The following is a 14,615-nucleotide window of genomic DNA, read 5'->3' on the forward strand; positions in this document are numbered from 1 at the left end:
TTTATAAATATATAATTCCTATTCTCTGCTGCAAAGATACATATTTTTTCTTATATAAAACTTTTTTTATATATTTTTTATCTTCGTAAAAGCAAATCTTCTTATATAAGAACATATATATCCTCACGCAGAATGCGGTTAATATTTCTTAGGCGGATTTCTACGCTCTTTCTCTGCAATGAAGCCTGTACGATAAGCGTACAATAGCTCTTTTAAGGCGTTTATCTGCATACGAAGTTCTGCCCCCTTATCGGTATCAGCTACACGGATACGCCGCTGATTCATTTCCACTATCTGTGTGGTACTCACAATGTCGGTACCTCGCTTAATAGCATCTTCTGCCGAGGTAAAAGGCTCGTGCTGCACTAACTGAAACCCCCTCGAATGGAACACAAGGGTATATCCTGCAATGCCCGTTTCCTTATGATAAGCCTCAGACAATCCTCCGTCTATAACCATGAGTTTACCTCCTGCCTTAATAGGATTTTCGCCTTTTGCTACATGCACAGGCACATGACCGTTTATAATATGTCTGTTTGGCTTAGGCACATCAAATTCGTCTAAGATCTTATCGGCTATTTCCTCTTTATCGCGCATTGTGAAATAAGCTCCTTTAGGCTCTTTATGCGTGGCCTTATCTTCTATAAAATAACGCTCAAAGGTAGCCATCTTTGCCTTATCGAAAAGCGGGCTATCGGCTCCACACCATAGGTACAGAAAAAAGTCGATAGCATATTGTGGGTCTATACCTTCATCGTTTTCTGTCCCTTTCTGAAAAGCGCGACGCACTATAACCCCTATATGATGAAGAAGCTCTCTGCCTTTAGCTTTTAGTCCGGGATAGATCTCTACCTCTTTAAGCTCTCCTTCTTTTGTCAGTGGTATAGAAGCATGATAGAGAAGGTTGTTGTTAATAATGCGATACATACGCCCATGTAATAACAGCTGGCGTATATGTTCTTGCAATCTCTCACTCGTTGTAAAAGACTGCTGCAACTTATCTATAAGAACTTGTTCCTCTGAGGTTAACGCATTCGGATTTTTAGGGTCTATAGTAGGGAAGTGGCATGAGCGCATATCATATACATGCCCCTCTATGGTGATAGTGCCTTTTTTATAATCTATATGCTTTAAAAGTTCTCTATCTTGCATTTTCCATAAGGGGTAACGCTCAAAGAGCTGCGATTCTATCTTAAATTGCAATATACTAATAGCCTTATGCATTTGTGCCAACAACGTTTTATTACGCTCATCTATCTTATCCTCTACAAGGATTTTCGGATAAAATTCCTTACAAGGGTCGTCGCTATATGTGTCCATAGCGAAGGTAGCTAAATGTATTAAGTTAATGCCATACCCATCTTCTATGGTGCTCATGTTAGCATAGCGCAGAGCTATACGTATTACATTACATATACAGGCAGCATTACCTGCTGCTGCCCCCATCCATAAGACATCGTGATTACCCCATGTAATGTCCCAGTTATGATAATTCTTTAATGTATCCATTACAATATGTGCCCCTGGTCCACGGTCGTAAACATCTCCCAATATATGTAGCTGGTCTATTACTAAACGCTGTATAACCTTACAGATAGCAGTAATGAAATCGTCAGCACGCCCCGTAGTAATAATAGTAGAAATAATGGCACTGATATAATCGGTCTTATCCTTATCATCGGAGTTTTCATGAAGCAGTTCCTGTATGATGTAAGCAAAATCTATGGGTAGTGTTTTACGCACTTTAGACCTTGTATACTTACTTGATACATCACGACAAACTTCCACTAAGCGGTATATAGTAATATGATACCAGTCGTTAATATCCTTTTCCTCTTTTTTAACAAGCTCTAATTTCTGCTCTGGGTAATAGATAAGCGTACACAAGTCTTTCTTCTCAGATGTGCGCAAAGTATCTCCAAAAAGCTCATTTACCTTTCTTTTAACATTACCAGAGGCGTTTTTCAATACATGCTGAAAAGCCTCATATTCGCCATGAATATCTGCAAGGAAATGTTCGGTACCCTTAGGCAAATTCATAATAGCCTCTAAATTGATTATCTCTGTTGCAGCATCGGCAATAGTAGGAAAGGTTTGAGAGAGAAGTTGCAAATACTTCTCATCTTTTTGTAAATCGTATAATTTATTTGTCATAATAATCGTTATTATATAATTATATTTATTTTCGCTTATTAAATATTTTATCTATCTGCCTTGTTGTCCTATTATCGAGTGTAGGTAAAGGCATAAATCCTTCTTCAAGCTGGGTAAACTGCTGTAAAACTTTAATCATGCAGCACGTAAACTTATACAGATGTGCTTTTTTAAGTAGTTCTTTTAAGCGGTCCTCATCATAATCGTGATATTTTAAAAGGATATGTAAGTCGCACAAATGCTTTAAGCTCATAGCCCTCTTCTTATAAAGCAGCTTCATATAATAACAAGCTATAACAATGTCTTTTAACATAGTATCACAAGATAAGTCTTCTTCTTTAAAGAGCTTTTTATATAGCTTCTTACTATGTTTGCCTCTATATTCTTCTATGGTTAGTGTGCTTTTTGGCTTTAACAGTGGAAACCTTGTTATGCCTTGCGTATCTATAGCAGGGGCATCTATTTGTAAACGCTGTATGCTATAGTCTATAATATCTCTAACGCCCTCATCATCTGCATAAAGAAAAATACGTTTCCACTGCTCGTTATTAAGACTTCGCAAACTAAGAGTTTGATTAACGGGTAAAGGGTTGTTATAATGCTCTTTATATAACCCTGCTGTCAATAAGCTTTTTACGGCGTCCTTTTCCTGCTCTGACATTGCAAACTGGTACACAGAGTCGATTATTTTCTTATAGAAAACAATAGTCGCTTCTGCCGTCTCCTCCGCTTTTATATCGCTATTTAGTACGCTCGACTTAATGATCCCTATCCTCTTGCTCCAACCTTTTCTTACTATAGCTTCCTTTTCCTGCTCATCATCAATAACAAAAGCATCTATCTTCTTTATTAAAGGAACAAGATATAACCACGATTTTAACAGTTTTGCTTTAGGCTGCTCTTCCTTTCTTTCAAAAGAGTTTAGGCTCCAATAAGAAGATAAGGCAATAGGGATATTTTTCTTTGACGCTATTTTAGCACAACGACAGGTGGTTTTATCCCAACAAGAATGTATATGAACAATGTCAGGGTTTAGCTCTGCTAATATTTTTACAAACTCTGTATAATTCTTTGCCAGAGCTATATCGACATATTCCTTCTCACCTTCTATCAATGTTTTTATACAGTCCGACCTAAGGTCTAACTGTTTCATATTCTCAACGTAATGTAAAACTTTCATCATAGCTTATGTGAGATGAAATCATATTTATTAGCACGGCGATACATAATGATAACTTTTAGCTTGTGCCATACCATTATTATTTCATAAGGAATAACCTTCCACACAGGTATTATTACCCCTAACGACTTACTCCTTTTATTAAATATCACACAGCGCAAGATAATTGTTATAAGAAGTGATAAGAAAACAGCCCCTAAGATTATCTTACTGTTTGTAAGCCAACCTAATATTCCAGCAGCTATAATAGCTATATAATTAAGGTATAATGCCCATTGGTCTATATTAAACCATATCCTATGGCTTATACTTCTTGCTAAATGCTTTCTATCTTCTATATAGAAAAGGTGCTTATCACGATAGCTCTTTTCTGTTGGTGTAGGCTCTGTTAAGGTGCCTTCCTCACTGTTTACAAAAGAAAGGTTGCCTTTTGTAGCAAATTTATTAACCAGAAAATCGAACTCTCCACGAAGATATTTCAAGTTTCCTCTAAAGCCTTCATTCCTCAAAAACATATCTTTCTTAAACAACAAAGCACTATCTTCACAGCGATAAGGTGTAGAAAAAGCATATTCACGTTGGAGATATTGGGCTGTATAAAGCCGTTCAAAACGTAAAAAGTCGGCTGTACTTTCTTCATACTCAGTATTGCCCACCACAAGGTCTGTAGCATCTGTAATGCCTCCTGCAAGCTCCCTTAACCACTCTTCAGACATAGGCTTACAAGAAACATCTACCATAGCTATCCAGTTATACTTTGCTGCCTTAACACCTAAGGTGATAGCAAGTTTTTTCCTGCTCATATAGCGTGAAGAATTAGGGACAAAAGTAATATAAAGATTTTCACAAGCAAACTGCTTTAAAACATCTTCAGTCTCTTTATCTTTCTCTTGTATAACAACGACAACTTGAAATTTGCTCGGATAATCCTGATTAAGATACAAAGGAAGATTACGTAATAGCACCTCTGCATTATCCGTAGGGGTAAGTAAAACAGATATAGGGGGTAAAAGCTCTTTAGCTTCTAAAGCTAAGCCCTTAGCCTTATTCTCGTCTTTAGATAACCTTTTATTACTAACTTTCCTAAAAAATGGGTTTATAAAAGGTGTCAGCAAGGCTAAAAAAAGAACAACCACAGACACTATAATAGTTAGAATATCTACATTCAACATCTTTTATAAAATATCGTTCAAATAACCAAACTCTTATATATACTTAATGACAAGCAAAGGTAAACTTTATTTACACTAACTCTTTCATTATCTTAACACATATTCTTTCTACCACATCAACATCAGCCACAAAGCCCCTGCCTTATCATTTTAGCTTATGCTTGAGGAATAAAACAACTCGTCTGAAAGAGATTGTAAAGCCTTCTTCTTATCTTCCTCCTTAATAAGGAAAGATATATTATAATTGCTTCCGCCATAACTTATCATTCTTACAGGAATGTTTTTTAAAGCTGCTGTGGCTAAAGCCTTAAAGCTAAGATTATTACAATTAAGATCGCCTACCACGCAAACTATACACATATCATAATCTAAAGTAACAGTGCCATACTTCTTCAGCTCATCTACTATTTCCGACAGATGAGCATTATTCTCTATTGTCATAGACAAGCCCACTTCACTGGTAGCTAACATATCTATAGGAGTTTGATAGCTTTCAAAGATTTCGAACACTTTACGTAAAAAGCCTGATGCTCCTAACATTCTGCTCGACTTTATCTTAATGGCTATGATATTATCTTTTGCAGCAATGGCTTTTATCTTATCCTTTACCAAAGTGTTATTAATAATAGTTCCTTCAGCCTCTGGCTCCATAGTGTTTTTTAAACGAACAGGGATATTTGCCTGCTTAGCTGGCTGTATACAAGTGGGGTGTAAGATCTTAGCACCAAAGTAAGCAAGCTCTGAGGCTTCCTCAAAATATAGCTGGCGCACAGCATCTGTATGTTCTACCACTCGAGGATCGTTATTATGCATACCGTCTATATCTGTCCATATCTGCACCTCGTCGGCATAAATAGCTGCTCCCACAAGCGATGCAGTATAGTCAGACCCTCCACGTTGTAGATTATCTATTTCGTTATACGCATTCTTACACACAAAGCCCTGTGTTATATAAATCTGCTGACCTTTATGCTTTTCTAATATAGATGTCAGATGTTCCCTGATAAAATGAATGTCAGGCTCATCGTTCTTATCTGTACGCATAAAGTCTAAAGCATTTAAAAGTGTAGCTTCTATGCCCTGCTCCTTAAGATAGTTTACCACCATATTGGTAGAAAGATATTCTCCTTGTGCTACAATAGCCTTTTGCTCAAAAGAGGTAAACAAGTCTTTTGTAAAAGATCGTATATAGTTAAACTCATCTATGATAAGCTCTTTAGTCTTCGATTTATACTTTTCTGTGGAATAAAGCTCATCAAGATGTTCTATATATTTTCTTTCTAAGCTGTTAATAATTTCATTTGCTGCCTCTGGATTTTTCTTATATAAATAGTCAGCTATCTCTATAAGAGTATTTGTAGTACCACTCATGGCAGAAAGCACTACAAAAGTAGGTTCACCAGATTTAGTTATTAAAGTGGCTACATTTTTCATTCTCTCAGGTGTTCCCACTGAGGTACCACCAAACTTCATTACCTTCATACGCTTCTTCTATTTATACTCGTTCTACTATAAAGGTTTCCCTTCTATTGGTTCCATATCTACATCTGCCTCTACCTTTGCTTTATCTTCTCTTATAAAAGCCCCATCTACACATCTGTATGTAATGCCTGGGAAACGTTCTATAAGCTGAATATTATGAGTAGACATGATTACAGTGGTATTATTCTTACAAGTATCTCGCAAAAGCTGCACTATGTTTTTTGCTGTTTCCGGATCTAAATTGCCTGTAGGCTCATCGGCAATAATTATTTTAGGATTGTTTAAAAGTGCTCTTGCTATGGCTATACGCTGCTGCTCACCACCAGACAGCTCACTGGGCATCTTGTTCTTCTTATCTAACATACCCACTTGAGCAAGCACCTCTTCTATTCGCCTATTTATCTTATCCTTATCTACCCAGCCTGTAGCACCTAAGACAAACCTAAGATTCTTTGCTACTGTACGATCATGGAGCAACTGGAAATCCTGAAAGATTATGCCCATCTGCTTTCTTAATGCCGGTATATGGCTGCGCTTTATATCGGCTATGTCCACACCTAAGACAAATGACTTTTCTACATCTTCATGCCCAAGGTCAAGCTCGCAATATATTGTCTTTAGCAAAGAACTTTTACCTGAGCCTACCTTACCTATAATATAAATAAACTCACCTTCGTTTACTTGTAAATCTACATCTTTAAGGATAAGATGCTCATCTTGATATATATTAACCTTACGATAATCTACTAACATTGCTATCTTTTGTTTCTTTTAAACACAAATATATTCTTTTTGTTATTACCTATATGATTTGCTATTATTAAAAAATTTAGGTATCACATTAAAAGTTCTATATCTGCAAAGATAATAAAAATACTTTTGATGTTCATATCTTTACTTAAAATAATGATGTTTTAAGTATAAATAAAAAAATGCCTTACCTTACCTTTAAGCTAATAAAACTATATAAAAAGAAAAGTACCAAGCTCAAAGATTACAAAAACTATTGTAAAATAAAATACCTTTCTTTAATGCTAAACATGCTGAATAACACCCACAAAAACACTATAAGCAAACACTTACTCTGCTTGTCTTTCGGGAGATTGTAATATAACGCTTGTAGCACCAATGGTAAACAGAGTCCCATACTCTATGACGCGCTTCTCTCTATCGCCAAGAATATCATTACCAACAAAAGTCCCTGTATAAGAAGGACCATCTTGAAGAACATACTTTAAAGCACCCTGCTTTGTGCGAGATATTGTTATACTGCAATGGGTTAAGTCTACACTTGGGTCTACAGTTTCTATCGGACAATTAATATCGTTACCCTTTTGATAACGTCCTAAAATATTTTTACCCATGTGTAAAGGAATTATCTGCTTATAATGAAAATCATTTTCTATGACAAGAAGAGAGCCACACTCGCTAATATCCTCATCTACACTTGGCTTTTGGGCTTCTTCCTTTTGAGTTTTACGCAGCTTAGATATTCCTATACGAATGCCAAACTCCTTTCCACATTCAGGACATTGGAACACAAGCCGCTGACCTGATGTGTATTTTCTTTCATCAAAAGTAATAAAATTGTCGCACTTAGGACACCTTACACGCTTCATAAATATATCTATACGTTATAAAGACTCGTTTTACTTGCCTACCTCTATAACCCAAGCCTCCTTAAAAAACTCATTATCCTTTAAGCTATTAAGCTGCTTAAAAGCCTCTTGCTCTGAAACAAAATTACCATACAGCACCTTAACGCTTCCCTTGCCTTCATACACCTTAGCACCTTTAAAACCTGCCTCATTAATATCTTTCACAAAGGCTACAGCATTACGCTCTGTTATATGGCTTGCTAAAACCAAAGACCAATAATGATTCTTGATTTGCTTTTTAGCAGTAGCACGCACTAAAGGCTTAGATTCTACCACTTGCTCTGGCTTGCTTTGATCAAACAAACTATAAAGAACACCACTCTTTACGGGCTCCTCTGTTATCCTTAACTTATTGTGTAAAGGAAACATAGACATCATAACAACTCCACAAAACACTGCTGCCACGCCAACATTACGCACAGCCTTCAGGCTAACACTTATACGCTTATCCTTAGGATTTTTACAATCCATATAGATAATCTTACTTTTCTTAGACGAAACAACAGCCGTAACTGGCTTATCTTTTACCTGAGACACAGACTTTTCTCTAAGCATAAAGTTATAACCATCTAAAGCATAGTAGAGCGGAGTGAGTATACCACTCTCCAAAGGCTCAAACTCTATCTTATTATTACCTGTCAAGCGCAACTTGCCAAGATCATTTAGCTCTATAACACCATCGGCTTCTAAAGCACTATACATTGCTTGCACCTCTTCTTCTATCTGGCACATAGCCTCAGGAAAGGATATATCATACGCCTCTACAAAGGATTGTGCTAAAAGAGAATCGTTTACCTTTAGCTGTGGATTAAAACCAAGCGTCCTATAAGGAGGCAGGAACAAGCCCTCTTGCTCATCATACCGGGCTGTGATATGATGAGCTACAAAGCCTCCAAGACCCGGAACAATAACACAATCGTTCTCGAGCAAGAGTATTTCTATATGACGTTCTATTCTACTCACGTTTGCAAATTTATATAATTTATTCCAAAAAAACGAACCACTTGTGCTAAATTCTTAAAGAAAAGAATTAATTCTTTCCTATGTATGTGTTTTATAACTATTTATATTTATCTTTGTAGAGAAACTAAAAAACAGATATATAAAAATGGATTTCAAGCAAAGTAATATTAAAGGAGTTTGGCTCATTAAACCAAAAATATTTAAAGATGACAGAGGATATTTCTTCGAATCGTTTCGCCAAGACGAATTTGATAAAAACATAGGACATCATGTAGAGTTTATACAAGACAATGAGTCGAAATCAAGTTATGGCGTGCTTAGAGGATTACATTATCAGAAAGGTGAGTTTTCGCAAGCTAAACTGGTGCGCATCATAACAGGTAAGGTTATAGATGTAGCTGTAGACCTACGCCGATCTTCTACCACTTACGGAAAGTATGTAGCCGTAGAGCTGTCTGAAGAGAACAAATGTCAGCTCTTTATTCCACGCGGCTTTGCTCATGGCTTCCTCGTATTATCAAAAGAAGCTATCTTCTCATATAAAGTAGATAACATCTATGCACCACAAAGCGAAGCAAGCATAAAGTGGAACGATAAGACTATAGGCATAGAATGGCCCATTGACACTAAGGATATAGTATTATCAGAAAAAGATCTTAATAATGCTTTAAGTCTTGAAGAAGCTTATAGCTTTGAATAAAACTATTTACAAGCAAAAATATTCTTCATACTATTAAAACAACTATGCACAAAACTTTTATTTTAATCTTTGCTATTATACTTATATCTTTAGCGGCTTGCAAGAGAAATTCGTCATCTTTTAAAGAGCAAGACTTACAAGCCAAACGATTATTACAAGGTATATGGGTAGACGATGAGGGGACTGCCCCCATGATAATGGTGCTTGGCGATAGTATTTTCTATCCAGACTCTGCCAGCATGCCTGTGAAATTTTGGATAGCAAAAGACAGCCTTTACCTACAAGGAAAACACCTGAACTCATACAAGATAAATAAGCAAACGCCAAATTTATTTACTTTCCTTAATCAAAACGGCGATGAGCTTTCTATGGTAAAAAGCAACGATAAGTCTTTTAAAAAAGCCTTCTCGTACCATGTCTACGCAATGAACACCTTTGAAGAGGAAAACATTGACACCACTGCCAACACTGACCAAGGCTATTATCGTAGCTTAATACACACAGAAACAACTACCGACAAAGTTATAAAATCGACATATAACGAAGAGGGCATTGAGGTAGATAATCTCTATTTAGATAATGTAGCTTCTCTGGTTATAAAAAGTAAAAACACTCCTATATATGTACACGACTTTCACAAAGCAGAGTTTGCTGCCTTTATACCTAAAAACTTTATAGACGATTGCATATTACGAAAATTTTATTTCACACATTCTGATAAACGCGCGCTTTATTATGAAGCCGTAATAGGTGTGCCAGATGCTTATACCACATACGTTATAGAGGTACGTATAACACCAGACGGCACCGTAACAAAGCACCTTAAATGACATAGAAAAGATAAAAGCAACTCTCTTCTTACAACAGCTTGCCTGTTAAGAAAACTGCAGCTACTGAAAAATAAATAACAAGCCCCGTAACATCTACTAACGTTGCTACAAACGGAGCAGAAGCTGTTGCAGGATCTAAGCCTATACGCTTAAGCACAAAAGGTATCATAGAGCCGGACAAAGTACCCCACAACACTATAAAAACAAGCGAAAACGCCACGCTTATACCTACCCAAACCCAATAAGGACCATAATCGTAAAAACCCGTAAACTGCCATACCAAGATACGTATAAAGCCTATTGCACCAAGAATAGCACCAAGCATAAGCCCTGATAGTATCTCTTTACGCATAACATACCACCAGCTTTTAAGCTTTAAATCGCCTAAGGCAAGCGAACGGATTATCAAGCTCGCTGCCTGAGAGCCAGAGTTACCACCACTAGAGATTATCAATGGCACGAAAAGAGCTAACACCACAGCCTTTGATATCTCATTATCGTAATATCCCATAGCCGATGCTGTAAGCATCTCACTAAAGAAAAGAATTACAAGCCAGCCTGCTCTTTTCTTTACAAGCTTTAAAAGAGATGTCTTTTTATAAGATAAGTCAAGCCCTTCTATACCACCAAACTTTTGGAAATCTTCAGTATTCTCACGCTCCTGAACATCAAACACGTCATCAACAGTAATTATACCAAGCAATATTCCAGTAGAATCGGTTACAGGTAATGCCGTACGACCATACTTTGCAAACGACTGTGCAGCATGCTCTTGATCATCAAAAACACTAAGAGAAATGGCATGATGCTTTGCCAAGCTATGCATAGGAATGTTAGGATCGGCAAGAAGAAGCTCCTTGATGCGTAGATCGCTTACCAGCTTCCAGTTGTCATCAACAATATAAATAACATCTAACGTTTCAGAATCTTGCCCAAACTTACGAATATGCTGTAATGCTTCTTCTACGGTAAAGTTTGGCTTTACTGCAACAAAGTCCGTCGTCATCAATCGTCCCACACTGTCTTTAGGATAACCTAAAAGCTGATTAGCTATATTACGCTCCTTGTTTGATAATAGCTGGATCAACTTTTGACTTACCTCGCCAGGCAATTCCTCAAACAATGCTGTACGATCATCAGGGTCAAGGTCGTTAAGCAAGCCTGTAAGTAGCTTAACATTATCAGCCAAAGAATTGATAATATCCTCTTGTTCCTTTATACCAAGATACTTAAAAACATTCTTTGCCTGCTTATGACCTAATAAACGAAAAATGATAATCTGCTCTCTACGATCTATAACAGAGATAAGCTCTGCGATATGAAATGGCTCAAGGTGAAGCAGTTCACGTTTAAGCTCCTGCCAGCTCTTCTCCTTTATGAGTAGCTGCACTATGTTTTTTATTTCTCCCATTATATGAGTCTCCTACAAAAATGTTATAGGACACTCCTAAAGCACGCATCCTATAAAATTAATTTTCTATTCTTTTTACTGCAATTAGGGTACGGGTCTTCTTCCATAATATGTTCTTTGATGTTTACTTCTTGCAAAAGTAATAATAATAATCTAAATTCTTTACAACAACTTTGTTAAAAAACAAGCAATAAAAAACAATTATCTTTTTCTCCTAAAAAAAGTATATTTATATTAGTTCATTTACTTATATCTGGCACAAAATTTGTACCTTTACACATAACAGGAATTATATAATAAATAAATATTATTTCAATAAAACATGAAAAGAAAGGAAACTCCTGTCCTACTGCTTACTGGTTACCTTGGAAGTGGAAAGACAACGCTCGTAAACAGAATACTCTCCAATGAGAGAGGTATAAAGTTTGCCGTTATTGTTAACGACATTGGTGAAGTGAATATAGATGCCAACCTCATAGAAAAAGGTGGTATAGTAGACGAAAAAGACGATTCTCTCGTGGCTCTTCAGAATGGTTGCATCTGCTGCACACTAAAGATGGATCTTGTAAAGCAGCTTAACGATATAGTATCACAACATAAATTCGACTACATTGTCATAGAGGCAAGCGGCATTTGTGAGCCTGCTCCTATTGCTCAAACCATAAGCGTATATCCGCAAATGTACCCTGACATGGCAAAGGAAGGCATTGCCAAAATAGATTCTATCGTTACTGTAGTGGACGCTAAGCGTATGTGCGATGAGTTTTCATCAGGTAATGACCTTATGAAAAAGAATCTTGAAGAAGACGATATCGAAAACTTGCTAATACAACAAATAGAATTTTGTAACACCGTGTTACTAAATAAAGTAGACGAAGTAAACGAAACAGAGCTTCTAAAAGTAAAGAACATCATTCATGCACTGCAACCTAAAATAAACATCATAGAATGTAATTATGGCGATGTAGACCTTTCTAATATTATAAATACTAAGGCTTTCGACTTTAACAAAGTAGCTACCTCACCCTCATGGATAGCTGCCATAGAAGGAGAAGACGACCACGATGAGCATAAAGAAGAAGATCATCATCATCATCACCACCATCATCATGGATTAGAAAATGAGGAAAGTGGCGAGGCACTGGAATATAACATACAAACCTTTCTTTACTATGCACGACCAGCATTCGACATTAATCTCTTCGACGACTTTGTAGCTCGCAAGTGGCCTAAAGAAATTATACGATGCAAAGGGCTTTGCTATTTCGACTCAGAACCAGACATTTGCTACGTTTTCGAGCAAGCAGGTAAGCAAGTAAACCTGCGCAATGCTGGGCAGTGGTATGCCACAATGCCACCTATGCAGCAAAAAGAGCTCCTTAAAAACAACCCCAAAATAGCTAAAGACTGGCAAGAGCCTTATGGCGACCGTATGCAAAAGCTCGTCTTTATTGGGCAAAATCTTAACGAAGAAGCTATACGCAAAGAGTTAGATATGTGTCTTAAGAAATAAAAATAAAGCTCCCTCCTAAGCTGTAATATACGCTGTAAGAGGGAGCTTTTTTTACCTTTTAATATAAGATAAACATTAGTTTGCTTATAACATATTATCCTTTAACACGTTAATATAACCGCACCTTATCGCCTATACGTAAGCCTTCTTCTGCCAAAGCCTTATTTTTCTTAATCAAACTCTTTAGGCGAATACCATACTTTTGTGATATATCATACAAGCTCTCTGAAGAATGAACCGTATAAAGGAAACCCTTAAAATTCTTTGGAGCCTTCTTCTTTTTCTTCATAAGCCAAATAAACTCACCCACCCGCAACGCATCTCTCATGCCGCGCTCATTATACCGTGCCAACTTATGCTGACTTATGTTAAACTCCTTAGACAACGACTTAAACGTATCTGACGGACGGACAATAACATAATAATTGTCATTATATTTATAGAGTATATGCGCGCCACCGCCGTTTGCCGTCTTCTCCTTACCACACAATGGCACTGTACCCGGATTATAAAGGTCTATACCACCACGCCTTACCATAAAATGATCATAGTCAGTAGCTCTGTCATACTGATTAAGCCCATAAAGCTCTATAATGCTAATAAGCTGTTTGGCATAAGAAGGATTAGTGGCATAGCCTGCACGCTTCAATCCATAAGCCCAACCACGATAATCGGTACGATCTAAGCCAAACAAGCTGTTATAACGAGGGCGAGTCTTTAAAAAAAGACAATGATCCTCATAGCTATCCCATACCGTATCGTATGCCCTAAAACACTCACTACGAGCATCATCGTCATGATAAACAGTCCTGCCTAACCACCCATGACATTTAATGCCAAAATGATTATTACTACGCTGAGCCAAATCGCTCAAGCCTGCACTGCTCTCTAATATGCCTTGAGCTAAAGAAATACTTGCAGGAACACCATGCTCTAACATTCCTGCTATTGCTATATCCTTATACTTGTTAATATATGTTTGGTAAGCCTGATTCCATTTTAACTGCTGAGAATATGCTGATAAACAGATAAAACTATACAAAAAAGCTATTAACAATAATCTCTTCATCTAATATAAATATTATTATCACTACAAAATTACAAGAAAAATAATACAATCTTATCAATATTTTTCTTAAAAACTCACAAACATATAAAAACTTATGCTTATCTTTGTCATATATGAAGGTAAAAATATCATTAGGATCTAACTTTAATCAGACAGAAAATATATTTAAGGCGCAAGACCACCTTACTATGTTATTTCCTGACATCTCTTTCTCACAACCCATCTGGACCCGCCCCATAGGGGTAAAGTCTGATAAATATCTCAACTGTATAGGCGAGTTTCATTACGATCTGTCCAAAGAAAAACTTATCGCTACACTAAAGAATATAGAACGCCTCATGGGCGATAACCACTCTAAAGACAAAACAAATAAGATTATAATAGATATAGATCTTAACACCTATGGTAAAGAACAGCTAAAACCTATTATATGGCTTAATAAGAAATACCACATATAATGCAAAAAGGTTGCAAACACTTTCG

Annotated in this window: 13 protein-coding genes; 4 read left to right on the forward strand and 9 right to left on the reverse strand. The window is 36.7% G+C overall.

The genetic code is table 11. From position 1 onward, the window contains the following. Window positions 1-138: 138 nt before the first annotated feature. From HMPREF9018_RS00365 to HMPREF9018_RS00395, 7 genes are all read right to left on the reverse strand, one after another. Window positions 139-2,154 carry a fructose-bisphosphatase class III gene (locus HMPREF9018_RS00365; RefSeq protein ID WP_008446666.1) on the reverse strand — a complete coding sequence of 672 codons (2,016 nt, stop codon included), beginning with the start codon at window positions 2,152-2,154 and terminating at the stop codon, window positions 139-141. Between the two features lie 25 nt (window positions 2,155-2,179). Further along, on the reverse strand, window positions 2,180-3,337 hold the full coding sequence (locus HMPREF9018_RS00370) for a glycosyltransferase family protein (protein WP_232724619.1): 1,158 nt from the start codon (window positions 3,335-3,337) through the stop codon (window positions 2,180-2,182). Beyond that, the gene (locus tag HMPREF9018_RS00375) at window positions 3,334-4,506 is read right to left on the reverse strand and encodes a glycosyltransferase (RefSeq protein WP_039863822.1); all 1,173 of its coding nucleotides are present in this window, start codon (window positions 4,504-4,506) and stop codon (window positions 3,334-3,336) included. The genes HMPREF9018_RS00370 and HMPREF9018_RS00375 overlap by 4 nt, the downstream gene beginning before the upstream one ends. Before the next feature lie 150 nt (window positions 4,507-4,656). Continuing rightward, window positions 4,657-5,988, reverse strand: coding sequence for an aspartate kinase (locus HMPREF9018_RS00380; RefSeq protein ID WP_008446419.1), 1,332 nt, complete (start codon window positions 5,986-5,988; stop codon window positions 4,657-4,659). Window positions 5,989-6,015: 27 nt separating this feature from the next. Continuing rightward, complete coding sequence (locus HMPREF9018_RS00385) at window positions 6,016-6,741, reverse strand: cell division ATP-binding protein FtsE (protein ID WP_008446474.1); 726 nt, start codon at window positions 6,739-6,741, stop codon at window positions 6,016-6,018. A gap of 326 nt (window positions 6,742-7,067) precedes the next feature. Continuing rightward, window positions 7,068-7,607, reverse strand: a complete 540-nt coding sequence (locus HMPREF9018_RS00390) for an FHA domain-containing protein (RefSeq protein ID WP_008446523.1) — start codon at window positions 7,605-7,607, stop codon at window positions 7,068-7,070. 30 nt (window positions 7,608-7,637) lie between these two features. Beyond that, a complete protein-coding gene (locus HMPREF9018_RS00395) occupies window positions 7,638-8,609 on the reverse strand; it encodes an HU domain-containing protein (RefSeq protein WP_008446615.1) in 972 nt (323 codons plus the stop codon). A 145-nt stretch (window positions 8,610-8,754) separates the two neighbouring features. Here HMPREF9018_RS00395 and rfbC point away from each other — a divergent pair, with 145 nt between their 5' ends. Further along, window positions 8,755-9,309 (forward strand): dTDP-4-dehydrorhamnose 3,5-epimerase, encoded by a 555-nt coding sequence (rfbC, locus tag HMPREF9018_RS00400; protein WP_008446585.1) that lies wholly within the window; start codon window positions 8,755-8,757, stop codon window positions 9,307-9,309. Between the two features lie 44 nt (window positions 9,310-9,353). Then, window positions 9,354-10,139 (forward strand): DUF4738 domain-containing protein, encoded by a 786-nt coding sequence (locus HMPREF9018_RS00405; RefSeq protein WP_008446607.1) that lies wholly within the window; start codon window positions 9,354-9,356, stop codon window positions 10,137-10,139. Window positions 10,140-10,167: 28 nt separating this feature from the next. Here HMPREF9018_RS00405 and mgtE read toward each other — a convergent pair whose 3' ends face one another. Continuing rightward, window positions 10,168-11,550, reverse strand: a complete 1,383-nt coding sequence (gene mgtE, locus HMPREF9018_RS00410) for a magnesium transporter (RefSeq protein ID WP_008446462.1) — start codon at window positions 11,548-11,550, stop codon at window positions 10,168-10,170. A gap of 322 nt (window positions 11,551-11,872) precedes the next feature. Here mgtE and HMPREF9018_RS00415 point away from each other — a divergent pair, with 322 nt between their 5' ends. Then, window positions 11,873-13,063: a GTP-binding protein gene (locus HMPREF9018_RS00415; protein WP_008446477.1), complete on the forward strand. Its 1,191-nt coding sequence runs from the start codon at window positions 11,873-11,875 to the stop codon at window positions 13,061-13,063. Between the two features lie 109 nt (window positions 13,064-13,172). Here HMPREF9018_RS00415 and HMPREF9018_RS00420 read toward each other — a convergent pair whose 3' ends face one another. Continuing rightward, the gene (locus tag HMPREF9018_RS00420; protein ID WP_039863825.1) at window positions 13,173-14,132 is read right to left on the reverse strand and encodes a glucosaminidase domain-containing protein; all 960 of its coding nucleotides are present in this window, start codon (window positions 14,130-14,132) and stop codon (window positions 13,173-13,175) included. A gap of 113 nt (window positions 14,133-14,245) precedes the next feature. Between HMPREF9018_RS00420 and HMPREF9018_RS00425 the strand changes: the two genes are divergently transcribed. Further along, window positions 14,246-14,590, forward strand: coding sequence for a 2-amino-4-hydroxy-6-hydroxymethyldihydropteridine diphosphokinase (locus HMPREF9018_RS00425; RefSeq protein WP_008446434.1), 345 nt, complete (start codon window positions 14,246-14,248; stop codon window positions 14,588-14,590). Window positions 14,591-14,615: the final 25 nt, after the last annotated feature.

Source organism: Prevotella amnii CRIS 21A-A, from assembly GCF_000177355.1.
GTDB classification, from domain to species: Bacteria; Bacteroidota; Bacteroidia; order Bacteroidales; family Bacteroidaceae; genus Prevotella; species Prevotella amnii.

Excerpts from the sequence above, each read along its gene's own strand:
- HMPREF9018_RS00365 (WP_008446666.1), bottom strand. The coding sequence starts at position 2,154 with ATGACAAATAAATTATACGATTTACAAAAAGATGAGAAGTATTTGCAA.
- HMPREF9018_RS00370 (WP_232724619.1), bottom strand. The coding sequence starts at position 3,337 with ATGATGAAAGTTTTACATTACGTTGAGAATATGAAACAGTTAGACCTT.
- HMPREF9018_RS00375 (WP_039863822.1), bottom strand. The coding sequence starts at position 4,506 with ATGTTGAATGTAGATATTCTAACTATTATAGTGTCTGTGGTTGTTCTT.
- HMPREF9018_RS00380 (WP_008446419.1), bottom strand. The coding sequence starts at position 5,988 with ATGAAGGTAATGAAGTTTGGTGGTACCTCAGTGGGAACACCTGAGAGA.
- HMPREF9018_RS00385 (WP_008446474.1), bottom strand. The coding sequence starts at position 6,741 with ATGTTAGTAGATTATCGTAAGGTTAATATATATCAAGATGAGCATCTT.
- HMPREF9018_RS00390 (WP_008446523.1), bottom strand. The coding sequence starts at position 7,607 with ATGAAGCGTGTAAGGTGTCCTAAGTGCGACAATTTTATTACTTTTGAT.
- rfbC (WP_008446585.1), top strand. The coding sequence starts at position 8,755 with ATGGATTTCAAGCAAAGTAATATTAAAGGAGTTTGGCTCATTAAACCA.
- HMPREF9018_RS00405 (WP_008446607.1), top strand. The coding sequence starts at position 9,354 with ATGCACAAAACTTTTATTTTAATCTTTGCTATTATACTTATATCTTTA.
- mgtE (WP_008446462.1), bottom strand. The coding sequence starts at position 11,550 with ATGGGAGAAATAAAAAACATAGTGCAGCTACTCATAAAGGAGAAGAGC.
- HMPREF9018_RS00415 (WP_008446477.1), top strand. The coding sequence starts at position 11,873 with ATGAAAAGAAAGGAAACTCCTGTCCTACTGCTTACTGGTTACCTTGGA.
- HMPREF9018_RS00420 (WP_039863825.1), bottom strand. The coding sequence starts at position 14,132 with ATGAAGAGATTATTGTTAATAGCTTTTTTGTATAGTTTTATCTGTTTA.
- HMPREF9018_RS00425 (WP_008446434.1), top strand. The coding sequence starts at position 14,246 with ATGAAGGTAAAAATATCATTAGGATCTAACTTTAATCAGACAGAAAAT.